Source organism: Agromyces sp. P2_B3 (assembly GCF_056404815.1).
In genome coordinates this window covers 37886-62925 of record NZ_JBFUDH010000014.1, presented here as the reverse complement: position 1 = coordinate 62925, position 25040 = coordinate 37886, and the positions used below count along the sequence as shown (strand labels likewise).

General features: G+C 71.5%; 22 protein-coding genes. 3 read left to right on the top strand and 19 right to left on the bottom strand.

The window, feature by feature from the left end:
- Positions 1–124 precede the first annotated feature (124 nt).
- Both AC1DZA_RS16660 and AC1DZA_RS16655 read left to right on the top strand, forming a co-directional pair.
- On the top strand, positions 125–1444 hold the full coding sequence (locus AC1DZA_RS16660; protein ID WP_476773580.1) for a pectate lyase family protein: 1320 nt from the start codon (positions 125–127) through the stop codon (positions 1442–1444).
- 115 nt (positions 1445–1559) lie between these two features.
- The gene (locus AC1DZA_RS16655) at positions 1560–2546 is read left to right on the top strand and encodes an NAD-dependent epimerase/dehydratase family protein (RefSeq protein ID WP_476773579.1); all 987 of its coding nucleotides are present in this window, start codon (positions 1560–1562) and stop codon (positions 2544–2546) included.
- Between the two features lie 17 nt (positions 2547–2563).
- Here AC1DZA_RS16655 and pheT read toward each other — a convergent pair whose 3' ends face one another.
- From pheT to infC, 11 genes are all read right to left on the bottom strand, one after another.
- Complete coding sequence (gene pheT, locus AC1DZA_RS16650; RefSeq protein ID WP_476773578.1) at positions 2564–5089, bottom strand: phenylalanine--tRNA ligase subunit beta; 2526 nt, start codon at positions 5087–5089, stop codon at positions 2564–2566.
- A 3-nt stretch (positions 5090–5092) separates the two neighbouring features.
- The gene (pheS, locus tag AC1DZA_RS16645; RefSeq protein ID WP_476773577.1) at positions 5093–6133 is read right to left on the bottom strand and encodes a phenylalanine--tRNA ligase subunit alpha; all 1041 of its coding nucleotides are present in this window, start codon (positions 6131–6133) and stop codon (positions 5093–5095) included.
- Positions 6134–6220: 87 nt separating this feature from the next.
- Positions 6221–7135 (bottom strand): amino acid ABC transporter permease, encoded by a 915-nt coding sequence (locus tag AC1DZA_RS16640; protein ID WP_476762022.1) that lies wholly within the window; start codon positions 7133–7135, stop codon positions 6221–6223.
- Entirely contained in the window at positions 7132–7779 is a 648-nt protein-coding gene (locus AC1DZA_RS16635) for an amino acid ABC transporter permease (protein WP_309972625.1), read from the bottom strand. Before AC1DZA_RS16635 ends, AC1DZA_RS16640 begins: the two co-directional genes overlap by 4 nt.
- A 68-nt stretch (positions 7780–7847) precedes the next feature.
- Positions 7848–8711, bottom strand: coding sequence for a glutamate ABC transporter substrate-binding protein (locus AC1DZA_RS16630; protein ID WP_309972626.1), 864 nt, complete (start codon positions 8709–8711; stop codon positions 7848–7850).
- A 52-nt stretch (positions 8712–8763) separates the two neighbouring features.
- The gene (locus AC1DZA_RS16625; protein ID WP_309972627.1) at positions 8764–9552 is read right to left on the bottom strand and encodes an amino acid ABC transporter ATP-binding protein; all 789 of its coding nucleotides are present in this window, start codon (positions 9550–9552) and stop codon (positions 8764–8766) included.
- 69 nt (positions 9553–9621) lie between these two features.
- Complete coding sequence (locus tag AC1DZA_RS16620) at positions 9622–10434, bottom strand: TrmH family RNA methyltransferase (RefSeq protein WP_476762020.1); 813 nt, start codon at positions 10432–10434, stop codon at positions 9622–9624.
- Between the two features lie 37 nt (positions 10435–10471).
- On the bottom strand, positions 10472–11863 hold the full coding sequence (locus tag AC1DZA_RS16615) for a dihydrolipoyl dehydrogenase family protein (protein WP_476773576.1): 1392 nt from the start codon (positions 11861–11863) through the stop codon (positions 10472–10474).
- A 129-nt stretch (positions 11864–11992) separates the two neighbouring features.
- Positions 11993–12379 (bottom strand): 50S ribosomal protein L20, encoded by a 387-nt coding sequence (rplT, locus tag AC1DZA_RS16610; RefSeq protein ID WP_309972633.1) that lies wholly within the window; start codon positions 12377–12379, stop codon positions 11993–11995.
- A 32-nt stretch (positions 12380–12411) separates the two neighbouring features.
- Positions 12412–12606, bottom strand: a complete 195-nt coding sequence (gene rpmI / locus AC1DZA_RS16605; protein WP_309972635.1) for a 50S ribosomal protein L35 — start codon at positions 12604–12606, stop codon at positions 12412–12414.
- Positions 12607–12660: 54 nt separating this feature from the next.
- A complete protein-coding gene (infC, locus tag AC1DZA_RS16600; protein WP_309977739.1) occupies positions 12661–13281 on the bottom strand; it encodes a translation initiation factor IF-3 in 621 nt (206 codons plus the stop codon).
- Positions 13282–13554: 273 nt separating this feature from the next.
- On the opposite strand from infC, the gene AC1DZA_RS16595 reads away from it, so the two are divergent.
- Positions 13555–13905 carry a DUF1844 domain-containing protein gene (locus AC1DZA_RS16595; RefSeq protein ID WP_309972637.1) on the top strand — a complete coding sequence of 117 codons (351 nt, stop codon included), beginning with the start codon at positions 13555–13557 and terminating at the stop codon, positions 13903–13905.
- Positions 13906–13908: 3 nt separating this feature from the next.
- On the opposite strand, the gene AC1DZA_RS16590 is transcribed toward AC1DZA_RS16595, so the two are convergent.
- The 8 genes from AC1DZA_RS16590 to AC1DZA_RS16555 all read right to left on the bottom strand — a co-directional run bounded on the left by AC1DZA_RS16590 (position 13909) and on the right by AC1DZA_RS16555 (position 24996).
- On the bottom strand, positions 13909–14685 hold the full coding sequence (locus AC1DZA_RS16590; RefSeq protein WP_476773575.1) for a DNA-formamidopyrimidine glycosylase family protein: 777 nt from the start codon (positions 14683–14685) through the stop codon (positions 13909–13911).
- Entirely contained in the window at positions 14672–19294 is a 4623-nt protein-coding gene (locus AC1DZA_RS16585; RefSeq protein ID WP_476773574.1) for an Lhr family ATP-dependent helicase, read from the bottom strand. Before AC1DZA_RS16585 ends, AC1DZA_RS16590 begins: the two co-directional genes overlap by 14 nt.
- Positions 19295–19340: 46 nt before the next feature.
- Positions 19341–20705 carry a pyridoxal phosphate-dependent decarboxylase family protein gene (locus AC1DZA_RS16580; RefSeq protein WP_476773573.1) on the bottom strand — a complete coding sequence of 455 codons (1365 nt, stop codon included), beginning with the start codon at positions 20703–20705 and terminating at the stop codon, positions 19341–19343.
- 169 nt (positions 20706–20874) lie between these two features.
- Positions 20875–21756, bottom strand: coding sequence for an SseB family protein (locus tag AC1DZA_RS16575; RefSeq protein WP_476773572.1), 882 nt, complete (start codon positions 21754–21756; stop codon positions 20875–20877).
- A complete protein-coding gene (gene priA / locus AC1DZA_RS16570) occupies positions 21740–22486 on the bottom strand; it encodes a bifunctional 1-(5-phosphoribosyl)-5-((5-phosphoribosylamino)methylideneamino)imidazole-4-carboxamide isomerase/phosphoribosylanthranilate isomerase PriA (RefSeq protein WP_476773571.1) in 747 nt (248 codons plus the stop codon). Before priA ends, AC1DZA_RS16575 begins: the two co-directional genes overlap by 17 nt.
- A gap of 96 nt (positions 22487–22582) precedes the next feature.
- Positions 22583–23221, bottom strand: a complete 639-nt coding sequence (gene hisH / locus AC1DZA_RS16565) for an imidazole glycerol phosphate synthase subunit HisH (RefSeq protein ID WP_476773570.1) — start codon at positions 23219–23221, stop codon at positions 22583–22585.
- Positions 23218–23832, bottom strand: coding sequence for an imidazoleglycerol-phosphate dehydratase HisB (gene hisB / locus AC1DZA_RS16560; protein ID WP_476761962.1), 615 nt, complete (start codon positions 23830–23832; stop codon positions 23218–23220). Before hisB ends, hisH begins: the two co-directional genes overlap by 4 nt.
- A gap of 9 nt (positions 23833–23841) precedes the next feature.
- Positions 23842–24996, bottom strand: a complete 1155-nt coding sequence (locus AC1DZA_RS16555) for a histidinol-phosphate transaminase (protein ID WP_476773569.1) — start codon at positions 24994–24996, stop codon at positions 23842–23844.
- Positions 24997–25040 lie beyond the last annotated feature (44 nt).

Here is a 25040-nt window from a genome sequence, read left to right as displayed (position 1 = left end):
GCGGCCCGCGTCGAGGCGCTCAGCCCCTTTACACCAGCGCATGCGGGCTGCTACTTTCCGGGAAAGCGCTTTCTTGCCCGACGATGGCGTCAGGCGGCGCGGGATCGAAGGAGCTCCCCCACCCATGCAACGACGATGGATCACCGCAAGCGCCGCCGCCCTCGCCGGCGTCGCCCTCCTGCTCACGGCCGCGGCTCCCGCGCAGGCCGCAGCTCCCGCTCACGGCGACCGCGGGTCGGATGCCGCCCGAGAGCCGCTCGCCGCGGGCGACGGATGGGCGTCCGCCGGAGCGGGTACCACCGGAGGCTCCGCCGCTCCGGTCGGGCAGGTGTTCACGGTCCACGACCGTGCAGGGCTCGTCGCCGCCCTCGCCGGCGACGCACCGAAGATCGTGTATGTCGCCGGGTTCATCGATGCGAACACCGACGACGCGGGGGCGTCCCTCTCCTGCGCCGACTATGCGCGCGACGGCTACACCCTCGACGACTACCTGGCTGCGTACGATCCGGCGGTCTGGGGATGGGAGCAGGAGCCGTCGGGCGCCATCGAGGACGCGCGCGCGGCATCGCAGGCGGCCCAGCGCGCCCGCATCGACATCCGCATCGGCGCCAACACGACGCTCATCGGCCTGCCGGGTTCCGAGATCAGCGGCGCCGCGCTCCAGATCGCGAACGTCTCGAACGTCATCGTGCGCGGCCTCACCCTCACGAACGCCTTCGACTGCTTCCCGTCGTGGGATCCGACCGACGGCGAGACCGGCAACTGGAACTCGGAGTGGGACCTGCTCACGGTCACCGGCTCGACGAACGTGTGGATCGATCACAACGACCTGAGCGACGGCGCCGCGCTCGACTCCCTGCAGCCGTCGTACTTCGGGCGGCCGTTCCAGATCCACGACGGGCTGCTCGACGTCGTGCGCGCCGCGGACCTCGTCACCATCTCCTGGAACAGGTTCCACGACCACGACAAGGTCATGCTCATCGGCAACAGCGACAGCCGCACCACCGACCGCGGCCACCTGCGCGTCACCCTCCACCACAACGAGTTCCGCGACCTCGGCCAGCGCGCGCCTCGCGTGCGCTTCGGCCAGGTCGACGCCTACAACAACCACTACCTGCAGACCCCGCACGACGAGTACCCCTACGTCTACTCGTGGGGACTCGGCGTCGAGTCGCAGCTCGTCGCCGAGCAGAACGCCTTCACCGTCGCGGACGGCTTCGATCCGGCCGCCGTCATCGGGGTGTACAAGGGCACCGCGATCACCGAGACGGGCAACCTCGTGAACCGGCAGCCCGTCGACGTGCTCGGCGCCTACAACGCCGCGAAGGGCGTGAACATCGCGGATGACGCGGGCTGGACGCCCGAGTACCGCGGCAGGGTGCACCCCGCGGCCGCCGTGCCCGCGCTCGTGAGCGTGTTCGCCGGCCCGGCCGGGCTCGACTGACATGACGGCGGGGCGGGCGACGATAAGGCGCCCGCCACGCCGACATGCCCTCCGACGCACCGCGGGCATAGGCTCGGCACGCGGCATCCGGCCCGCCGTCATCGAGGAGGAGACCATGGCCCTGCGCGTGCTGTTCATCGGCGGCAACGGCATCATCAGCTCGGCGTCCAGCGCCCGCATCGTCGAGCGCGGCGATGACCTCACGCTCCTGAACCGCGGACGGAGCACCGACCGACCGCCGATCACCGGGGCGCGGCACCTGACGGGCGACGCCGACGACGCGGCATCCGTCGCCGACGCCATCGGCGAGGAGACGTTCGACGTCGTCGCGAACTTCCGCTCGTTCTCGCCGGCCCAGGTCGAGCGCGACCTCGACCTCTTCGAGGGACGCTGCCGCCAATACGTGTACATCTCGTCGGCCTCCGCGTACCAGAAGCCGGTCGGGCACCTGCCGATCACCGAGTCGACTCCCCTGCGGAACCCGTACTGGCAGTACTCCCGGGACAAGATCGCGAGTGAGGACCTGCTGGTCGCCGCCTATCGCGAGCGCGGCTTCCCCGCCACGATCATCCGTCCGTCGCACACGTACGACGGCACGAGCGTGCCGCTGCTCGGCGGCTGGACCGCGATCGACCGGATGCGGCGAGGCAAGCCCGTGGTGGTGCAGGGCGACGGCACGAGCCTGTGGACGCTCACCCATACGCGCGACTTCGCGGTGGCGTTCACCGGGCTGCTCGGCAATGACCGCGCCATCGGCGAGGCGTTCCACATCACGTCCGACGAGGTGCTCACCTGGGACCAGGTCGGCGCGGCGCTCGCCCGGGCCGCCGGAGCGGACTTCCGTCCGGTGCACATCGCGAGCGAGGCCATAGCCCGTGAGCTCCCTGACGACGGACCCGGCCTCCTGGGCGACAAGGCGCACTCGGTGATCTTCGACAACACGAAGGTGAAGGCCCTCGTGCCCGAGTACCGGGCCGTCATCCCGTTCTGGCGGGGCGCGCAGGAGATCGTGGACTGGCACGACGCCGATTCCGCGCGGCGCGAGGTCGATGCGCAGTTGGATGCCGCGTTCGACCGCCTCATCGACCGACACGGGGCCTGAGGCCCCGTGCCATCGGACTACTCCCGGACCGTGGCCCCGACTCGTTCGGCAGCGAGCCCGGCGCCGGCGAGCTTCGCCTCGCTGGCCTCCGCCGCCGTGAGCGTGCGGTCGGCGGCGCGGAACCGGAGGGCGAAGGTCAGGCTCTTCGAGCCGTCGGTCACGCCCGAGCCGCGGTAGTCGTCGACCAGTTGCACGTGCTCGAGCAGCTCCCCGGCGCCCTCTCGCACTGCTGCAGCCACCGCTGCCGCCGGCACGTCGGCGGCCACGACGAGCGAGAGGTCCTGCGTCGCCGCGGGGTACGTGCCGATCTGTCCGGCCTCGAGTCCGGGCTCGGTGAGTGCGATGACCGCGTCGAGGTCGAGCTCGGCGACCGCGACGACGCGCGGCAGGTCGGCCGCCTCCGCCACGGCGGGCAGCAGCTCGCCAGCGAAGCCGACGGTGCGGCCCGCGACACGGAGCTCGGCCGTGCGACCGGGATGGAGCGCCTGATGCGAGCCCTGCACGACCTCGATCTCGGCGCCGACGGCGAGGCCGATCTCTCGCACCGCGTCGAGCGCGTCGATGATGCCGGCGGGCACGGCAGTCACGCCCGGCTGCTTCGGGACGACGTCGCCCACGACGAGCACGCCCACGTGACGGGGCTGCGGCGGGATGCCGGCCTGGAGGGTCTCGAGCTCGGCGTCGCTCGGACGCGCGTCGCCGAGCGGCAGCGACGGTGAACCATAGGTGCGCCCGACTTCGGGCAGGAACACGGTGCCGAGCTCGAACAGGGACACGTCGACGAGTCCGCGCGAACGGTTGCGCTTCGCCGCAGCGATGAGCCCGGGAAGCAGCGACCGGCGCATGAGCGCGGTGCTCGCGTCGAGCGCGTTGGCGAGCTTCACGGATGCCACGAGGGAGCCGTCGGCGCTGCCGAACAGGGCATTCTCCGCCTCGGTGGCGAACGGGAACGACAGCACCTCGGTCGAGCCGGCGGCCGCCAGCGTGTCGGCGACCCGGCGCCGGATGCGCTGCGAACGGGTGAGGCCGCGTCCGGGCGGCGCGACCGGGAGCACCGACGGGATGCGGTGGTAGCCGGCGAGCCGGGCCACCTCCTCCGCCAGTTCGGCGCGGCCCGTGAGGTCGGGGCGCCAGGACGGCGGCACGACCTCGAACCCGCCCTTGACACGGGTCACCGCGCCGCCCACCTCGGCGAGCGCGTCGTGCACCTCGTCGTCGGAGTACTCGACGCCGATGAGCCCCGAGACGTACCCGTCGGGCAGCAGGATCGCGCCGCGGGCCGGGGCCTCGTGGATGAGGGAGCCGCCTGCGTCGGCGGTTCCGCCGGCGAGGTCGGCCATGAGCTGCGCGACGCGGGACACCGCGGTGGCCGCGATCTCGGGGTCGACGCCGCGCTCGTAGCGCTTGGCCGCTTCACTCGGCAGCTTGTGGCGTCGTGCCGTGCGCGCGATGGACACCGGGTCCCAGTTCGCCGCCTCGATGAGCACGTTGCGCGTCGAGTCGTCCATCTCGGTCTCGGCCCCGCCCATGACGCCGCCCAGTCCGATCGGACCGCGATCGTCGGTGACGACGAGGTCTTCGACGTGGAGCGTGCGCTCCTTGCCGTCGAGGGTGGTGAGCTTCTCGCCCGGCGTCGCGCGACGCACCACGATGCCGCCCCGGAGACGGTCGAGGTCGTACCCGTGGATGGGCTGCCCGAGCTCGAGCATCACGTAGTTCGTGATGTCGACGAGCACCGAGAGCGAGCGGATGCCGGCGAGCTTCAGCCGCGCGACCATCCACGGCGGGGTGGGGCGGGTCGGATCCACGCCGCGCACGATGCGCGTCGCGAACACGGCCGAGCCGACGCGGCCCCGGATGGGCGCCTCGTCGCGGATCTCGACGGGGAAGCCGTCGAGCGTGGCATCCACCGCCCCCGACTGCTCGACCGGGTCGCGGAACGTCGCGCCCGTGGCGTGGGCGTACTCGCGCGCCACGCCCCGGATGGAGAACGCGTAGCCGCGGTCGGGCGTGACGTTGATCTCGACCGCGGCGTCGTCGAGGCCGAGCAGCGCGATGGCGTCGGTGCCGACGGGCGCGTCGATGCCGAGCGTCGAGAGGCGCAGGATGCCGTCGTGGTCCTCGCCGAGGCCGAGCTCGCGTGCGGAGGCGATCATGCCGTCGGACACGTGCCCGTACGTCTTGCGCGCGGCGATCGGGAAGGGGCCGGGCAGCACCGCGCCGGGCAGGGTGACGACGACCTTGTCGCCGACGAAGAAGTTGCGCGCGCCGCACACGATCCCGTGCACGGCGTCGCCGCCGTCGGCCGCGGCCTCGCCATCGGGCGCCACCCGGACCTGGCACCAGCGGATGGTCTTGCCGTTGGACTGCGGCTCCTCGACGAACTCGAGGACCTCGCCCACGACGATGGGCCCCTGGAGCTCGAACGTGTGCACGTCCTCCTCTTCGAGACCGACCCGCACGAGGGCGGCATGCACGTCTTCGGGAGTCGTGCCCGGCACGAGCTCCACGTACTCGGCGAGCCAGCTGAGCGGCACTCGCATGTCCTAGACCACCATTCCGAACTGCTGGGAGAACCGGACGTCTCCCTCGACCATTTCCCGCATGTCCTGCACCCCGTTGCGCAGCATGAGCCCGCGCTCGATGCCCATGCCGAATGCGAACCCCGTGTAGACCTCGGGGTCGATGCCGGCGGCCTTCAGCACGTTGGGGTGCACCATCCCGCAACCGCCCCACTCGATCCAGCGCGGCCCGTCCTTGAAGGTCGGGTGCCAGAAGTCGAGTTCGGCGCTCGGCTCGGTGAACGGGAAGAAGCTCGGGCGCAGGCGCACCTTCGCCTCGTCGCCGAAGATCGACTTCACGAAGTGGTCGAGGGTGCCCTTCAGGTGCGCCATGGTGAGGCCCTTGTCGACGGCGAGGCCCTCGAACTGCATGAACACCGGCAGGTGGGTCGCATCGAACTCGTCGGTGCGGTAGACCCGCCCGGGGGCGAGCACGTAGATCGGCACCTCGCGGTCGAGCATCGACCGCACCTGCACCGGGCTGGTGTGGGTGCGCAGCACCAGGTGAGCCTCGGGCGGGTCCACGAAGAACGTGTCCTGCATGGCCCGCGCGGGGTGGTCGGCGTCGAAGTTCAGCGCGTCGAAGTTGAACCACTCGCTCTCGACCTCGGGGCCCTCTGAGATCTCCCAGCCCATGCCGGTGAAGACGTCGCACACCCGGTCTTGCAGCAGGGCGAGCGGATGCCGCGCGCCGGGCCGGTACCGTGACGGCAGTGCCGTGACGTCGACCGACTCGGCCGCGAGCTGCGCGACCGCCTCGGCCTCGAGGATCTCGGCCTCACGGGCGGCGAACGCCTGGTTGACCCGGCCACGAGCGCCGCCGACGAGCTTGCCGAGCGCGGCCTTCCGGTCGTTCGGCACGTTGCGGAGCTCGGCGTTCAGCTGCGCGAGGGTGGACTTCTCCCCCGTGTGCTCTGCGCGGACGGTCTTCAGCGCGGCGGAGTCGGCGGCCGCGGCGATCGCCGCGAGCGCGGCATCGACGGCCGACTCGACGGCCTGCTCGGTGATTTCACGGGGCTCGGACACAAGGAACGAGTCTAGCGGGCGGTCACGAGCGACTCCGGTCGATTCATCGGCCCCGGACGTCGCGGGCCTCGATCCGGGCGTCTGCCGCTATGGCCGCTTGGACTCGCGCGCAGCAGCCGTCGCCTCGGCGACCAGGAGCGCCTGGCTGGCGTCCTCGGGGTCGAGTCGCTTGCCCGCCGACTGGCTCGACGTGCGCTTCGAGAGCCAGCGCGCGAACCACGACAGGAGCAGGTTCATGGTGAGGTACAGCACGAGGGTGACCACGAAGAGCGAGAACAGGTAGCGGTTGCCGTAGTAGCTGCCCAGCACGTTCATGTTGGTGCGCAGGAGCTCGCTGTAGCCGACGATGTAGCCGAGCGACGTGTCCTTCAGGAGCACCACGAGCTGCGCGACGATGATCGGCAGCATCTGCCGGAACGCCTGCGGGAACTCGACGAGCATCTTGGACTGCAGCGGGCGCATGCCGAGGCTGAGCCCCGCCTCGCGCTGGCCGCGCGGGAGGGCGGCGAGGCCGGCGCGGAGGGCCTCGCCGATGAGCGCGCCGTTGTACAGGCTGAGCGCGGCGACGACGGCCCAGAAGGCGCCGGTGTTGAGCACCAGCAGGATGAACAGCATCATCAGCAGCACGGGCATGCCGCGGAGGAACTCGAGCACGACCGTGGTGGGGATGCGGATCCAGGCCGCTTCGGCGCTGCGGAGCAGCGAGAAGAGGATGCCGAGCGCGATCGCGAAGACCGATGCGACGAGCGCCGCCCGCAGGGTGGCGAGCACGCCGTCGACGATGATGAACTGCCAGACCTCGGGATCGGCGAAGATGTCCCAGCGACTGGGGTCGAAGAACCCGGGAAGCGTGATGCCGCCGCTCTCGCGGGGCTGGGCGAGCGTCCAGATCATCCAGGCGATGCCGGCGATGATGACGACGCCCGCGACGATCGACGCGATCAGCGAGATCCGGCGCGCCTTCGGGCCGGGTGCGTCGAAGAGGACCGACGAGCTGCTCATCGCTGCACCACCCACTTCCGTTCGAGCTGTCCGGCGAGGATGCCGAGGGGCACTGTGATCACGAGATAGAGGGTCGCGGCGCCGAGGAGGATCGCGATCACCGCGTCGCCGTTCGCGTTCGCGAGTTCACGCGTCGCCGCGAAGAGCTCGAAGACGAAGAATCCGCCCGCCACCGAGGTGTTCTTGGTGAGCGCGATGAAGACGTTGATGAGTGGCGGGATGGTCATGCGGAAGGCCTGCGGCATGACGACGAGCCCGACCGTCTGGGTGAACCCGAGCCCCACGCTGCGGGAGGCCTCGGCCTGGCCGATCGGCACGCCGTTGATGCCCGAGCGGAGCGCTTCGGCGACGAACGGCGAGGTGTACACCGACAGGCCGATCATGGCGGCCGTCACGTAGGTGAGCTCGGAACCGAGGTAGGGCAGGATGATCGCGCAGAAGAACAGCACGAGGGTCAGCGGCGTGTTGCGCACGAGCTCGGTGTAGACCGTGGCGAAGACCCGGAGCGAGCCCACGGGCGAGATGCGCATCGACGCGATGATCGTGCCGATGACGAGTGCCGCGATGCCGCTCACGACGAGCAGCAGCAGGGTCATCCTGAAGCCCTCGAAGTACGTCGGCAGGTTCTCGATGACGGCGTCCACGAGTCTCCGTTCCGGTCGGTTGGGGGTGGGACGCGGCCCGGACGATGGTCGCCCGGGCCGCGCTCCGATCAGTAGCGGTCGACGGCAGGCGGGTCGACGTAGGGCAGCACCGCTCCGGCGGTGGACTCCCACGCCTGCTCGTAGCGCCCGTCCTCGTAGGCCTTCTCGAGCACGTCGTTGATCCACATGCGGAAGTCGGTGTCGTCCTTCGCGAGGCCGATGCCGTAGGGCTCCTCGGTGAACGGCTTGCCGACGACCTTGAACTCGCCCTCGTTCTGGGCGGCGAGGCCCGCGAGGATGACGTTGTCGGTGGAGACGGCGACGACCTGGCCGCTGCGAAGCGGCTCGAGGCAGTTGCTGTACGTGTCGGTCTCGATGACCTCGGCGCCGAGCTCCTTGAGGTTCGCCGCGGGCGTGGACCCGGTGACCGAGCAGACGGGCTGGCCGACGAGGTCTTCCTCGCTCTCGATGTCGTCGTTGTCGGCGAGGGTCAGGATCGACTGTCCGGCCATGTAGTACGGACCTGCGAAGGAGACGACCTCCTTGCGCTTGTCGTTGATCGTGTACGTCGCCACGACGATGTCGACCTGGCCGTTCTCGATGAAGGGCTCACGGTTGGCCGACACGGTCTCGGTCCACTCGATGTTCTCCTCGTCGATGCCGAGCTCGGACGCGATGATCTTGGCGATCTCGACGTCGAACCCCTCGGGGTCGCCCGACGGGCCCTTGAGTCCGAAGAGCGGCTGGTCGAACTTCGTGCCGACGGTGATCTTGCCCGCTTCCGAGAGCTTGGCCATCGTCGTGCCGGCCTCGAACGTGGGCGCCGCCGTGGGCGTCTCCTCCGCCGTGTCTCCGCCGCCGCCTGCGCAGCCCGCGAGCACGAGCGCCGACGCGGCTGCGGCCGCGACGAGTGCGAATCTCATCCGTTTCATGTCTCTGCCTCTTCTCTCTGGGTGGTTCCTCGCCGCTCGTGGCAGCGCAGGTCTAGTGCTCGAGGATCTTCGAGAGGAAGTCCTTCGCGCGATCCGACTCGGGATGGTCGAAGAATTGCGCCGGCGCGGCCTCCTCGACGATGCGTCCGTCGGCCATGAACAGCACCCGGTCGGCCGCCTTGCGCGCGAAGCCCATCTCGTGGGTCACGACGATCATCGTCATGCCGTCTTGGGCGAGCCCGACCATCACGTCGAGCACCTCGTTGATCATCTCGGGGTCGAGCGCGCTCGTCGGCTCGTCCATGAGGATGAGCTTGGGGTTCATGGCGAGCGAGCGGGCGATCGCGACGCGCTGCTGCTGGCCGCCCGACAGCTGCGACGGCATCTTCTTCGCCTGGTTCGCCACGCCGACCCGGTCGAGGAGCTCCATGGCCTTCGCGTCGGCCGCCTTGCGGGACTGCTTCTTCACGCGGATCGGGGCGAGCGTGATGTTCTCGAGCACGGTCTTGTGCGCGAAGAGGTTGAACGACTGGAACACCATGCCGACGTCGGCGCGGAGCTTCGCCAGCTGGGCGCCCTCCTCGGGAAGCCGCTCGCCGTCGATGGTGATGGTGCCGGAGTCGATGGTCTCGAGCCGGTTGATGGCGCGGCACAGCGTGGACTTGCCCGAGCCGCTCGGCCCGATCACGACGACCACCTCGCCCCGATTGACGGTGGTGTTGATGTCGTTCAGCACATGCAGGTCGCCGAAGTGCTTCTCGACGTGGTCGATGACGACGAGGGGTTCACCGCGACGCACAGAGATGTTCGACGTCGGCGGCGCCGGCTGGGTTGGCTCCATATCCCCCAAACTAGGGGGCGCGACATCCGGGCGACAACCAACGACGCGGCGGTTCGGTGCGGTGGTTACCTATTCGTGACCCGCGCTGCGCTGCGCGAAGGCGCTCTCGTACAGGCAGACGGATGCCGCGGTGGCGAGGTTCATCGACTCGGCGTGGCCGTAGATCGGCACGGTCACGACACGGTCGGCGAGGGCCAGCTGCTCGTCGGGCAGGCCGTGCGCCTCGTTGCCGAACAGCCAGGCCGTCGGACGCTCGAGGACGCCGTCGCGGCGGGCCGACAGGAGGTCGTCGCCCTTGACATCGGCCGCCAGCACCGTGAGCCCCGCCGCCCTCGCGCGCTCGAGCACGTCCTCCAGGTCGGCGCCGACCGCGACGGGCAGGTGGAATATCGAACCCGTCGAGCTGCGCACCACCTTGGGGTTGTACAGGTCGACCGCGCGGCCCGTGAAGACCACCGCGTCGGCGCCCGCGGCATCCGCCGCTCGCACGATCGTGCCGGCGTTGCCGGGATCCCGCACCTCCTCGAGGATCGCCACGAGCTTGGGCGATGCCCCGAAGACGTCCTTCACGGCGGTCGGGAACTGTCGGCACACCGCGATGAAGCCCTGCGGCGTGACCGTGTCGGCCATCGCGTCGAGCACCTCCTCGGTGACGAACTCGAGGTCGAGGCCCTCATCGTCGGCGGTGCGGGCGATCTCGGGATGGCGTTCGACCGCCGTCGGCGTCGCATACAGCTCGACGACGAGGTGCGGCCGGAACCTGAGGGCCTCCGCGACCGCTTGCGGGCCCTCGAGGAGGAACAGCCCGCTCTCCACCCGGGCGGACTTCTTCGCGAGCTTGGCGACCCCTCGGACGCGCGGGGACCTGGGGTTCTCGAGCATGCTGCAAGTCTATGGGGCGCCCTCGGAGGGGCCCGGCCTACGCGGCGAGGAGTCGCCGCGCCGCGAGGCCGATCAGCGCACTGTAGGTCGGGTAGGCGAACTTCACGCTCGCCAGCGTCGCCACATCGACCCCGGCCGCCATCGCCGTGGTCACCGACTGGATCACCTCGACCGCGTTCTCGCCCACCGCGTGCGCCCCGAGGATGAGCTCGCGGCGGCGGTCGGCGATCAGGAGCAGGAAGCCCCGCTCGCGATCGTCGATGACGGCGCGCTCGAGCTCCGAGTAGTCGACGCGGCTGACGACGCACTGCAGGTCGCGCTCGCGGCACTCGGGCTCGGTCAGCCCCACGCCGGCGTAGTCGGGGTCGGTGAATCCGCCAGCGGGGAGCAGGTGGTGGGGGGTCCGCCGGTTCGCGCCGAGCACGGCGTTCTCGGCGGCCGCCTCGCCCTCGAAGTGCGCGGCCTGCACGAGCATGTCACGGCCGGTCGCATCGCCGACCGCGAAGATCTGCGAGACCGAGCTGCGGAAGTACTGGTCGACGACGATCGACGATCGTTCGACCCGGACGCCGATCGCATCCAGCCCGAGGTCGTCGACCCGCGCCGGCCAGCCCGTCGCCATCACCACGGCGTCGAAGGCGTCGGATTCCTGCGCGGCCGCCGCCCGCCAGTCGAGGTCGAGCCGCCCGTCGTCGCGCCTGCGGAGTGCGTCGACGCCGTCGATGCCGACCCGGACGCGGATGCCGTCCTCCTCGAAGGCCGCCGCGACCGCCTCCGAGATCGACGGGTCGGAGGCCATCAGCACCCTGGGCGCGACGTCGAGCAGCGTGACGTCCGAGCCGAAGGCGGCGAACACGGTGGCCAGCTGGGCACCGGTGTTCCCCGCGCCGATCACCGCCACCCGGTCGGGAAGCCGCGGAAGGTCGAGCACCTCGTCGGGAACGGTCGCGAGCTCGGCCCCGGGGATCGGAAGACGCCGGGAGTGGCCGCCGACGCAGACGATGATCGAGGCCGCCTCGATGCGGCGCCCGCTCTCGAGGACGAGGGTGTGCTCGTCGGCGAAGGTCGCCCGTCCCTCGAGCAGGAGGTCGATGCCGGCCTCGGCGAACCGCTCCGCCTCGCGCTTGATCGACCGCACCCGGTCCACCGTGCTCCGCACCCGCGCGACGGTGGATGGCCAGTCGATGCGCTGCCGCGACACCGTGATGCCGTACTCGTCGGCCGTGCGCACCTCGCGCATGAGGCGGGCCGTCTTCGCGAGCACGCGCGTCGGCACGCAGCCCGAGTTCACGCAGGTGCCGCCGGTGCGGTCCGCCTCGAGCACCACCACGCTGGCACCCAGCTCGGCCGCCCGTAGTGCCGCGGCCGTGCCGGCCGGCCCCGCCCCGATGATCGCCACGTCGTACACGTCCGCGGATCCCGCACCCATCCAGCTGCTCCCGTCGTCGGATTCGATCCAGTCTCGACAGTCTCGCATCGGCCCGGGTCCACGGGCGGAACAGACGACGAACGGCCCGGCACCCAGGGGTGCCGGGCCGTTCGTGACGGAGGACGCGCCTTACGCGGCGGTCTTCGGAGCCGAGGTGTCGGCCGGGAGCGCCTGCTTGGCGGTCTCGACGAGCGCCGCGAAGGTCGTGGGCTCGTTCACGGCGAGCTCCGCGAGGATGCGGCGGTCGACCTCGATGCCCGCAAGGCCGAGGCCCTGGATGAGGCGGTTGTACGTGAGGCCGTTCGCGCGCGAGGCGGCGTTGATGCGCTGGATCCAGAGGCGACGGAAGTCGCCCTTCTTCTTGCGACGGTCGTTGTACGAGTAGACGAGGGAGTGGGTGACCTGCTCCTTCGCCTTGCGGTACAGACGCGAACGCTGGCCGCGGTAACCCTCGGCGCGCTCGAGGATGACCCGGCGCTTCTTGTGGGCGTTGACCGCCCGCTTCACTCTTGCCATGACTCTGTTTCTTCCTTAACGGGTCTCGCGGCTCAGCGGCCGAGAAGCTTCTTGATGACCTTGGCGTCGGGGGCCGACACGACCTTGTCCTGGTTCAGGCGGGCCTTGCGCTTCGAAGCCTTGAGCTCGAGGTTGTGGCGCATCCCGGCCTGCTGCTTCTTGATCTTGCCGCTGCCGGTGATCTTGAAGCGCTTCTTGGACCCGGAGTGGGTCTTCTGCTTCGGCATCTCGTTGTTCTCCTTGGTTCTGCCGCCAACTCGTGGCGGACGGGGGTGCTTGGCCTACGCCTCGGTGGCGTCGGCCGACTGCGTCTCGGGCTCGTCCGGGGCATCCGCCGCCGGTCGCACCTTCGCCGCAGCACGCTGTGCATTCGCCTCGGCCTTGGCCTCGGACTTGTTCTTCAGGGGCGCGATGACCATGACCATGTTGCGGCCGTCGATCGTGGGGTTGTGCTCGACCGTGCCGAACTCCGCCACGTCCTCCGCGAAGCGCTGCAGGAGGCGGACACCCATCTCGGGGCGCGACTGCTCGCGGCCCCGGAAGAGGATCATGGCCTTCACCTTGTCGCCGGTCTTCAGGAAGCCGACGGCGCGCTTCATCTTGGTCTCGTAGTCGTGCTTGTCGATCTTGAGGCGGAACCGAACCTCCTTGAGGATCGTGTTCGCCTGGTTGCGCCGGGCCTCTTTCGCCTTCTGCGCAGCCTCGTACTTGTACTTGCCGTAATCCATGATCTTGGCGACCGGAGGCTTGGAGTTCGGTGCGACCTCGACGAGATCGAGATCGGCCTCCTGCGCGAGCCGCAGGGCCACCTCGATCTTCACGACGCCGACCTGCTCTCCGCCAGGTCCCACGAGACGAACCTCGGGGACGCGGATACGGTCGTTGGTACGGGGATCGCTGATGCGTGTACTCCTCTACTCAAGCTGTTTCGCTCGACGGGAGGCGGATGCCGCCCGTCGACGAGAGCGGAAGATCCACGCAGGTTCGCACGGAATCACACCGGCAAATCACTGCGGCACCCTGTCTACTCCCCCGCGTGCTGGTCGCCCAGCAGCGTGGAAGCGGAGTGCAATCGACCCGGTAACCTTGATGAAGCGGTATGCGCGGGTGGGAGAATCTCCACTTTCGTACCGGGGACTGGCCCCGGGCCCGCAGTAGTCTAACAGAGGAAGTCCGTGAGCGACAGTTCAGCCGAGTCCACCGTCGAGGGCGCGACCCGTGACATCGCCGAGGTGCCCGCCGTCGAGATCATCACGACCGCTGCCGTGCACCTCATGAGCGCGGCCGCGGTGAAGGTCGGGCTCGCTGACGACCCCGACCAGCAGGTCGACCTCGACGAGGCGCGCAAGCTCATCAACGCCCTCGCCGGGCTCATCACGGCGGGAGCCCCCGAGATCAGCGACATGCACGCGCGGTCGCTCCGCGACGGCCTGCGTTCCCTGCAGCTCGCCTTCCGCGAGGCGTCCGTCATCCCCGATCCGATCGGCCAGGGCCCCGGCGAGAAGTGGACCGGCCCCGTCACCTGACGGTCACCGCTGGCAGTTCGGGCACCACCACGAGTCGCGCAGCTCGACCTCGTTGCGGCCGAGCAGGCCGTGCTCGATGCGCGTGCCGCAGCGCCGGCACGGCTGCCCGGCGCGCGAGTACACCCACAACCGTTCGCCGCGACGGTCGACACCGGTCGTCGTGCGGGAGATGCGATCGCGATTGGCTCGGATGACCCGCGACGCGAGGTCGACGAGCGGCGCCGCCTCCACCTCGCTGGCCGGCCTGGTCGGGCGGATGCCGCGGAGGAAGCAGAGCTCGTTGACGTAGACGTTCCCGAGGCCGGCGAGGTTCCGCTGATCGCCGAGCGCCACGGCGATCGGCACGTCGGGTGCCGCTTCGATGCGTCGCACGGCCTCGACGGCGTCCCAATCGGCGCCGAGCAGGTCGGGGCCGAGATAGGCGAGCCGGTCCGCTTCCTCCGCTGCCGGGAACACCTCCACCAGTCCCAGGTCGAAGCCCACGGCCACGGCCGTCGGCGTCTCGACGATCGCGCGCGCCTGCCACGCGGGCCGGCGCCACTTCTCGCCGGGACGATGCACCCGCCACTCGCCCTCCATCTTCAGGTGCGTGTGCAGCACGGCGTCGCCGATGCGCATCAGCAGGTGCTTGCCGCGACTGGCCACCGAGTGCACCGTCTCGCCCGAGAGGTCGACCGTCGCGAACGCCGGCACCCGGATGTCGGTGCGGGTGACGGGCTGCCCGGCCAGGGCGGCATCGAGCCGGCGCGCCGCCTGGTAGACGGTGTCACCCTCTGGCATCGAACCGGAGTCCCCTCGGCGTCTCGCGGAAGCCGGCGGCGCGCAGCGCCGGCTCGAGCACAGATCCGTAGACGACCTGCCCGTTGACCGTCTCGATGCGGAGCCTCGGCGAGCCGGCGCGGCTGAGCGCCTCGGCGAGCGCGGCCGCCGCCGCGGCCAGCGCGTCGGCGTCGTCGGTGAAGACGAGCGTGGTGCGACCACCCCGCTCGAGGTAGAACACGGCCTCGCCGTCGACGATCGCGACGAACGCGCCGCCCTTCCGCGCCGGGCGATGGCCACCCTCCCCCACTTCCGGCCAGTCGAGGGCGGCGCCGAACGGGTTCGCGGGGTCGGTGGCGGCGAGGGCGACGGCCTGGCCGCGCGGGGCGCTGCGAAGGCGGTCGACCGCGGAGGTCGAGGCGAACTGCGCGCCGCCCTGCCCGTCGATGAAGTAGCCGCGTCGCACGCGCCCGGTCTCCTCGAAGCCCGAGAGGGAGCGGTAGGCGAGGGCGAAGCCGCCGAGCACGCCCTCGGCGACGACGGAGCCTCGCGTCACCACCCCGTAGCGCTCGAGGAGCGTCTCGCCGAGCGCGTGCGCTCGTGGCGTGGCGGCTGAGCTCGCGAGGGGCAGCACGGCCCAGCGGCCCGCGACCTTCGGCGGGTTCGCGCGGGCCGTCGCCGTGCGGGCGGACTGCACGCTCGCGGCGAGCGAGCGTCGGGACAGCGACCCGCCCCGCAACCGGGCCCTCGGCGTGGCCGCGGCGGTCTTGTGCGCGCCGCGTCCGGCCACGAGTCCGCGAAGCGGCGCGAACGTGTCGTTGGTCACCAGGCCGCCCCAGGCGAGACGCCAGAGCGCGTCGATGACGGGTTGCTCGTCGCTCGCGCCGACGGCCTCGACCAGCTGGCGGAAGAAGTAGCCGCCTCCCCCGCCGAGCACCGCGAGGAGCTCGGTCTCGAGCGGATCGAGCGGCGCGGCCGCCGGGGCGGGGAGCGTGAGCTCGGCCGTCTCGGCGAGGTGCAGGCTGACCCAGCCGTCGTCACCGGCCAGCGATCCCTGCCCGGCCCACACCACCTCGCCCGAGGCGGTGAGCTCGTCGAGCATGGTCGGCCGGTAGTCAGCGACTCGTGCCGGCAGCACGAACGACTCCCACGCCGACGCGGGGATGCGGGCGCCCTCGAGCTGCTCGATCACGGCCGCCAGCCCGTCGACGCCCCGGAGGCGGCCGCCCACGTGCTGCCAGTCGGGCAGGAACCGCGCATACTCGCGCGGCGCGACCGGCTCGACCTCGTTGCGAAGGGCGGCAAGCGAGCGGCGGCGGATGCGGCGCAGTACCTCGCTGTCGCACCACTCGGCGCCGGCGCCGTGCGGCAGGAACTCGCCCTCGACGACCCGGCGCTCACCCGCGAGTCTCGCCAACGTCGATGTCGCGACGACGGGCCCGATGCCGAAGCGTGCCGCGACCGCGTTGGCGGTGAACGGCCCGTGGGTGCGGGCGTACCGGCTCACGAGGTCGCCGAGGGGATCGCGCACGGCCTCGCCGAACACCTCGGGCAGTCCGGGCGGGATCGGCACCCCGAGGGCGTCGCGGAGGCGGCTGAGGTCTTCGACGACCGCGAACCAGGTCGTGCCCGCGAAGCGCACCTCGGCCACTCGTCGAGCGTCCACGAGCGTCGCCAGGGCCGCCGCGGCATCCGTCTCGTCATCGGATCGCTCGGCCACCTCGGTCGCCGTCAGCGGCCCCAGCTCGCGGAGCAGGTCGGCGACACCCTCGTCGCCGCGGGCGGCGCGATCGGGGACGAGCCGCTGCAGCATCCGCTCCGTCTCTTCGACCACCTCGGGATCGAGGAGCTCGCGCAGCTCGACCGTGCCCAGCAGCTCGGCCAGCAACGCCGGGTCGAGCGAGAGCGCGGCGGCACGGCGTTCGGCGAGCGGCGCGTCGCCCTCGTACATGAAGGCGCCGACGTAGCCGAAGAGCAGGCTCGAGGCGAACGGACTCGCCGTCTCGGTGGTGACCTCGACGAACCGCACCCGGCGCGCCGCGATGCGCTCGGTGAGGCGCGTGAGGGCCGGCAGGTCGTAGACGTCCTGGAGGCACTCGCGTACCGCCTCGAGGATGATCGGGAAGTCGGGGAAGTCGCGCGCGACCTCGAGCAGCTGCGACGCGCGCTGCCGCTGCTGCCAGAGCGGCGAACGCCGGCCCGGGTTGATGCGCGGGAGGAGGAGCGCGCGTGCCGCGCACTCGCGGAAGCGTGACGCGAACAGGGCCGAGTCGCCCACCCGCTGCGTGACGAGCTCGACGAGCTCGGCCGACTCGAAGGTGAACAGCTCGGCGCCGGGTGGCTCGTCGGACGTGTCGGGCATGCGCAGCACGATGCCGTCGTCGCTCGCCACCGCGTTCGCGTCGACGCCGAAGCGCTCCTGCACGCGGGCGCCGGCGGCGAGCGCCCAGGGCGCGTGCACCCGCATGCCGTACGGCGAGTGCAGCACGATGCGCCAGTCGCCGAGCTCGTCGCGGAACCGCTCGACGACGAGGTTCGTGGCGTCGGGCACGACGCGGGTGGCCGCCTTCTGGTCGGCGATGAACGCGACGAGGTTGGATGCCGCGCGCTCGTCGAGTCCGGCGGTGCGCGCTCGTGCCACGCCCGCGTCGGGTGCCGCGTTCGCCAGTTCGGTGACGAAGCCGCCGATGGCCTCGCCGAGCTCCGCCGGACGCCCGATGCCGTCGCCCTTCCAGAACGGGAGGCGGCCGGGTTCACCGAACGCCGGCGCCACGAGCACGCGGTCGTGCGTGATCTCCTGGATGCGCCAGCTCGTCGCTCCGAGCGCGAACACGTCACCGACGCGGGACTCGTAGACCATCTCCTCGTCGAGCTCGCCGACGCGCCGGCCGGGCCCGGCCTCGCCGATCATGAACACGCCGAACATGCCTCGGTCGGGGATGGTGCCGCCGCTCGTGACCGCGAGCCGCTGCGCGCCGCGTCGCCCGACGATCGTGCCGGCGTCGCGGTCCCAGACGATGCGCGGACGCAGCTCGCCGAACCGGTCGGACGGGTATCGCCCGGCGAGCAGGTCGAGGGTGGCGTCGTACGCGGATCGCGGCAGCGTGGCGAACGGCGCGGCGCGGCGCACGAGGTCGAACCAGCCCTCGACGTCCCACTCGTCGACGGCGGCGGCCGCGATGGTCTGCTGCGCGAGCACGTCGAGCGGGTTCGTCGGCACCCGCATCGCCTCGATCGCGCCGGCGACCATGCGTTCGGCGACCACGGTGCAGTGCAGGAGGTCGGCCCGGTGCTTCGGGAAGACGACGCCCTTGGAGATCTCGCCGACCTGGTGCCCGGCACGCCCGATGCGCTGGAGCCCGCTCGCGACCGACGGGGGCGACTCCACCTGCATCACGAGGTCGACGGCGCCCATGTCGATGCCGAGCTCGAGGCTCGACGTCGCCACCACGCATCGCAGGCGGCCGGCCTTCAGGTCGGCCTCCACCAGCGCTCGCTCCTCCTTGCTGACCGAGCCGTGGTGGGATCTCGCGAGCACGGGCGCAGCCCCGCCGGTGATGCCCGACGCACCGACCGCCTGCGCCGGAGGGCGTCGCACCGGCAGCGGACCGTCGGCCACATCGGCGGGCCTGAAGCCATCGCCCGCCCCGACGGCCACCGGCTCCACAACCTCGACGGGCTCCAGATCGAGCGCCTCGACGGGCTCCAGCGCCGCCATCGCCTCCACCGGCTCGGCCTGCCGTTCGGCCCAGAGCTCGTTGAGGCGCGCGGTGAGCCGCTCGGCCAGGCGACGCGAGTTCGCGAACACGATCGTCGACCGATGGGCCAGCACCTCGTCGAGGATCGCCGCCTCGACGTGCGGCCACACCGACCCCGAGCCCGACTCCGTCGCGAGGTCGGACAGGTCGTCGACCGGCACGGTCACCCGGATGTCGAACCGCTTGCCGCTCGGCGGCGCCACGACGCTCACCGGGCGCGTGCCCGCCAGGAACCGCGCCACCTCCTCATGGGGACGCACCGTCGCCGACAGCCCGATGCGCTGCACGGGGCTCGCCGTGATCGCGTCGAGCCGCTCGAGGGAGAGCGCCAGGTGCGCGCCCCGCTTGGTGCCGGCGAGCGCGTGGATCTCGTCGACGATCACGGTCTCGACGCCGCGCAGGGTCTCGCGCGCCGCCGACGTGAGCATGAGGAACAGCGACTCGGGCGTGGTGATGAGGATCTCGGGCGGGTGCGCCACGAGCGAGCGCCGTTCGGCCGGCAGGGTGTCGCCCGAGCGCACGCCGACGCTCACCTCGGGCACCTCCAGTCCGTGCGCGGCCGCCGTGCGGGCGATGCCCACGAGCGGTGCACGCAGGTTGCGCTCGACGTCGACGCCGAGGGCCTTCAACGGCGAGAGGTAGAGGACCTTGGTGCCCGTCGTCTCGGCATCGGCTCCGGACGCATGCAGCCGGTCGATGGCCCAGAGGAACGCGGCGAGGGTCTTGCCCGACCCGGTGGGGGCCACGACGAGCGCGTGGTCGCCGCGCGCGATCGCCCCCCAGGCCTCGCGCTGCACGCTCGTGGGCGCGGTGAACGACTCGGTGAACCACGCCCGGGTCGCGGGCGAGAACGCATGCAACGCCTCGGCCATGCCTCCATTCAACCGGATGCCCCTGACGTCGGGCTTGGAACAGCCGTCACCGCTGCCCGGCGTGCACTGCGGCGAGTGCGCGTGCGACGGCGTCGACCGTGCGGCGCACCTGCGCGGCATCCGTCTGCCAGTTGCTCACCGAGAACCGCACGACCGCCCGGTCGTGCCACCTCGAGGTCATCGCGAGCACCTCCCCGTCGTCCCAGAGCCGTGCGCTGAGCGCTTCGGTCGCCGCGTCACTGGCGAGCGCGATGCAGACCTGCGTGAACACGACGTCGTTGAGCACCTCGACGCCCGGCATCGCCGCCACACCCTCGGCGATGCCGCTCGCGGCATCCGCCAACCGCTCGACGAGCGCAGCGACTCCCGACCGGCCGAGCGAGCGCAGCACCGCCCAGGTGGGCACGCCCCTTGCCCGCCGTGAGAGCTCGGGCACCTTCTCGTGCGGGTCGGCGCCGACCTCGGTCGCCTGCAGGTAGCTCGCCTGCATGCTGAGCGCGCCGTGCATCGGCCGGGCGTCGCGCACGATCGCGAGGCCGCAGTCGTAGGGCACGCTGAGCGTCTTGTGGGCGTCGGTCGACCACGAGTCGGCGGCCTCCATGCCGGCAGTGAGACGTCGCAGCCGCGGCGAGGCGGCCGCCCACAGGCCGAACGCCCCGTCGACGTGCACCCAGGCACCCGCCTCGTGCGCCGCCGCGATCGCCGGGCCGAAGTCGTCGAACGCGCCCGAGTGGATGTTGCCGGCCTGCAGGAGCACGATCGCCGGCCCGGAGCCCGCCGCGAGGGTCTCCCGCAGCGCGTCGACGCGGATGCGACCCTGCTCGTCGCTCGGCACGACCACCGGGCTCCCGAGCCCGAGGTACCTGCCGGCGAGATCGACCGTGCCATGCCGCTCCTCGCCCACGATGAACCGGATCGGCGGTCCGCCCGCCATGCCGGCGGTCTCCACATCCCAGCCGGCACTGCGCAGTACCGCGTCGCGCCCGGCCGCCAGGCACGTGAACTGCGCCATCGTCGCGCCCGTCACGAACCCGACCTGGCTCCCCTCCGGAAGTCCGAGCAGGTCGACGACCCACGCCTCCGCGAGCTCCTCCACCGCGACGGCGCCCGGGGTGATGGTGCGCAGTGCGGTGTTCTGGTCCCAGGTCGACACGAGCCAGTCGGCGGCGAGCGCCACCGGCTGCGTGCCGCCGATCACCCAGCCGAAGAAGCGCGGCGAGCCGATGGCGATCATGCCCGGCTCGGCGCCCTCCGCGAGCCGCTCGATCACCTCGGTCGCGGGCTCGCCCGACTCGGGCAGCGCACGACCGAGGCGGTCCTTGATCTCTTCGAGGCCGAGCCTCGGGGGGATCGGCCGCTCCCCGACACGCGACAGCCAGTCTCGTGCATACCGATCGGCGAGATCGAGCACTGGTCCGTAGGCTCGGTCGGCATGTGCTGGTCCGTCGGCATCGACGGGCTGCTCGTTCGGGTCGACCACGTGACACCTGCGATTCCGCGCGCGCGGGCGCGCCTCCTCGATTCTGCTCCGGCTGCGACATCCGGTCAACGAAGCGGATGCCGCGAGCGGGCCTCGGAGCTCAGACCGCCGTGACGGCGTCGGGTCCGGCCACGATCCGCACCGTCAGCGAGTCCACGAGGGTCGCGATCGCGTCGTCGGCGGCCCAGCGCGCGGCCAGCCGCTGGAGCACGGCGTCGAGCTCGGGGCGGGTCAGGCCCGCCACGAGCGTGAGGCGCACGACGAGCTCGGGACCGGCGAGGCGGGCGTCGGGATCGCCGGGCAGCAGCTCGACGCCGAGCACCGCGAGCTCCGTCGCGATCGTGCGCTCGAAGGCGTCGCGCACCTCGACCGAGTCGAACGGCGGATGCCACGGCTGCGACTGCGCCACCGCCCAGACCGCCGGCCGGCGCAGCACGAACTCGCTCGGCGAGCCGGGGTCGAGCACCACCAGGTCGGTCCCGTCGTCGGTCGCCGCGAGCGCCACCCGCACGCCGTCGGCGGGCACCGGACGCGCACCGGGATTCCATCGCGACATCGCCTCGACCGAGGCGAACACCGGCAGCACGCGGCGCCCGTCGGGCCCCTCGACCGTGACGATCGACAGCTCCTGGCTCTTGTCGACCGCGAGGCCGTGCTCGCCGACCTCGGTCCCGCCGTCGCCGAGCTGGGCGAGCAGTGGGATCAGGAGTCGCGACCGGCCGAACTCGGCGACCACGTCGCCCTGCCCGCCGTCGCCTGAGCGGAACCGGCGGATGGCGGCGGCGAGTCGTTCGGGAGCGCGGCCGTCGTCGGCGGCGTGCGCGTTCGGCTGGAACGAGCGGCCCGCCCACGGCACGCCCGCCGAGTCGGCGGCGTTCGGCCCGGAACGCGCCGGCGCGGCATCCGCACCGCCCGGCTCGTGCCCGTGCCCGTGCCCGTGCCCGTGCCCGTGCTCGTGCCCGGGGTCAGTGCCCGGCGACATCCAGCGCCTCGGGCAGCGTGAAGGCGCCCGCGTACAGCGCCTTGCCGACGATCGCGCCCTCGAGGCCGAGCGGCACGAGCTCGCGGAGCGCGGCGATGTCGTCGAGGCTCGAGATGCCGCCGGAGGCGACGACCGGGCGGTGCGTGCGATCCATGATCTGGCGGAGCAGGTCGAGGTTGGGGCCCTGCAGCGTGCCGTCCTTCGTCACGTCGGTCACCACGTAGCGGGCCGCGCCCGCCTCCTCGAGGCGGTCCATGACATGCCAGAGGTCGCCACCGTCCTGCGTCCAGCCGCGGGCCGCGAGGGTCGTGCCGCGCACGTCGAGCCCGACGGCGACGGCTTCGCCGTACTGCGCGATGACGGATGCCGCCCACTCGGGGTTCTCCAGCGCGGCGGTACCGAGGTTGATGCGCTTCGCGCCGATCTCGAGGGCGTGCTCGAGCGACTCGTCGTCGCGGATGCCGCCCGACAGCTCGACGTTCACGCCACGGACCTGGCGGATGACCTTCTTCAGGATCCCGGCGTTGGATCCCCGACCGAATGCCGCGTCGAGGTCCACGAGGTGGATCCACTCGGCGCCCTGGTCGGCCCAGTCGCTCGCGGCGTCGACGGGGTCGCCGTAGTTCGTCTCGGTTCCCGCCTCGCCCTTCGTGAGCCGCACGGCCTTGCCGCCCGCCACGTCGACCGCCGGAAGCAGCACCAGACGGGGGGTCTTGTTGAACTCGCTCATCACTGTCCTCGTATCCGTGGCTGTGAAGCGCCACAGCGGCACAGTCACAGCATCCTAGCGCCGGCGCGGCGAGGCCGTCGGCGGATGACGCCCCGCTCAGGCGAGCGAGCCGAGCCAGTTCCCGAGCAGCCGGATGCCGGCTTCGGCGGATTTCTCGGGATGGAACTGCGTCGCCGTCAAGGGGCCGTTCTCGACGGCGGCGAGGAACGGCGCGCCATGTTCGGCCCAGGTGAGCCTCGGCTTCGGGAACGGCGGCATGACGTCGAGCAGCCACGCCTGTGCGGCATACGAGTGCACGAAGTAGAAGCGCTCGTGCTCGATGCCGTCGAAGAGCACGGAGCCCTCGTCGGGGCGAACGGTGTTCCAGCCCATGTGCGGCAGCACGGGCGACGGCAGCTCGGAGACGACGCCGGGCCACTCGCCGAGCCCCTCGGAGTCCACGCCTCGCTCGACGCCGCGCTCGAAGAGCACCTGCATGCCCACGCAGATGCCGAGCACCGGGCGGCCACCGGCGAGCCGGCGGTCGATGATCTCGTCGCCGCGAACGGCGCGCAGTTGCTCCATCACGGCGGCGAAGGCGCCGACGCCGGGCACGAGGAGGCCGTCGGCCTCGAGGGCGGCGGCCCGGTCGGCGGTCACCTGCACCTCGGCGCCCGCGCGTTCGAGCGCCTTGGCGGCCGAGTGCACGTTGCCCGAGCCGTAGTCGAGCACGACGACGCGCTTCGCACCCGTCACAGCGCGCCCTTGGTCGACGGGATGCCGGTGACGAGCGGGTCGAGCGCCTTCGCCTGCCGGAACGCCCTCGCGAACGCCTTGAACTCGGCCTCGGCGATGTGGTGGGGGTCGCGACCGCCGAGCACCGTGACATGCACGGTGAGGCCGGCGTTGAACGCGATGGCCTCGAAGACGTGGCGCACCATGGAACCCGTGAAGTGACCGCCGATGAGGTGGAACTCGAAGCCCGCGGGTTCGCCCGAGTGCACGAGGAATGGGCGTCCGGAGATGTCGACCACGGCCTGCGCGAGGGCCTCGTCGAGGGGCACGAGGGCGTCGCCATATCGCGAGATGCCACGCTTGTCGCCGAGCGCCTCGCGGATGGCCTGCCCGAGCACGATGCCCACGTCTTCCACGGTGTGGTGCACGTCGATCTCGATGTCGCCGCGCGCCCGCACCGTGAGGTCGGTGAGCGAGTGCTTGGCGAATGCCGTGAGGAGGTGGTCGTAGAACGGCACCGAGGTCTCGATGTCGCTCACGCCCGTGCCGTCGAGGTTCACCGACAGGTCGATGCTGGACTCGCTCGTCTCGCGCTGCACGCGGGCGGTGCGCGGTGCGCCGGGAGTGGTCATGCCGTCATCCTATTCGGGGGCCGATGCCGGGTTCGCCGAGGAGGCCGTCGCGTGGGCCGGTGACGCTGCCGCACTCGCGGGCGAACCGGCCGGTGCGAAGTTCGCGATCGCCTCGAGGAACGCCGTCGTCTCGGCCTCGGTGCCGGCCGTCACGCGGAGGCATCCGGGGAGGCCGATCTCGCGGATGAGGATCCCCCGTTCGAGGAGCGCCTCGAACACCGCGTGCGGGTCGTCGACTCCGCCGAACAGCACGAAGTTCGCCCCGCTGCGGTAGGGGCGGAATCCGAGGCGGGCCAGCTCGGTGGCGATGCGCTCACGCTGCCCGCGGATCTCGTCGACCATCGCCAGCATCTCATCGGAGTGCGCGAGTGCGCCGAGCGCCGCGGCCTGCGTGAGCGCCGAGAGGTGGTACGGGAGGCGCACGAGGCGCAGGGCATCGACGACCGCAGGGTCGGCGGCGAGGTAGCCGACCCGCGCGCCGGCGAACGCGAAGGCCTTGCTCATGGTGCGCGAGACGAGCAGCCTCGGCCGCCCCTCGAGCAGGGTCAGGGCGCTCGGCGTGCCGGGGTCGGCGAACTCGATGTACGCCTCGTCGACCACCACGATGCCTCGCGCGGCATCGGCCACCGCCGTGATCGTGTCGAGCGACAGCGGCGTGCCGGTCGGGTTGTTCGGCGCGCAGAGCAGCACGACGTCGGGGTCGTGCTCACGGATGGCCGCGACGGCGGTCTCTGGGCTGAGCTCGAAGTCGTCGTCGCGCCCTGCGGTGATCCATTGCGTGCCGGTGCCCGATGCGAGGAGGCCGTACATCGAGTAGGTGGGTGCGAATCCGAGCACCGAGCGGCCCGGGCCCCCGAACGCCTGCAGGATGTGCTGCAGCACCTCGTTCGACCCGTTGGCCGCCCAGATGCGGTCGACGTCGAGTCCATGGCCCAGGTAGTCCGCGAGCGCACGACGCAGCGCGGTGAACTCGCGGTCGGGATACCGGTTCAGGCTGAGGATCGCCGCGGCGACCCGCGCGACGATGTCGTGCGCCACGTCCTCGGGGATCGGATGTGTGTTCTCGTTGACGTTCAGGGCGACGGGCACCGTCTTCTGCGGTGCGCCGTACGGCGTGCGGCCGCGGAGATCGTCGCGGATGGGCAGGTCGTCGAGGCTCGTCACCAGTCCATGCTAGCCACGCGGTGGCAGGCGCCACGGCCTCGTGA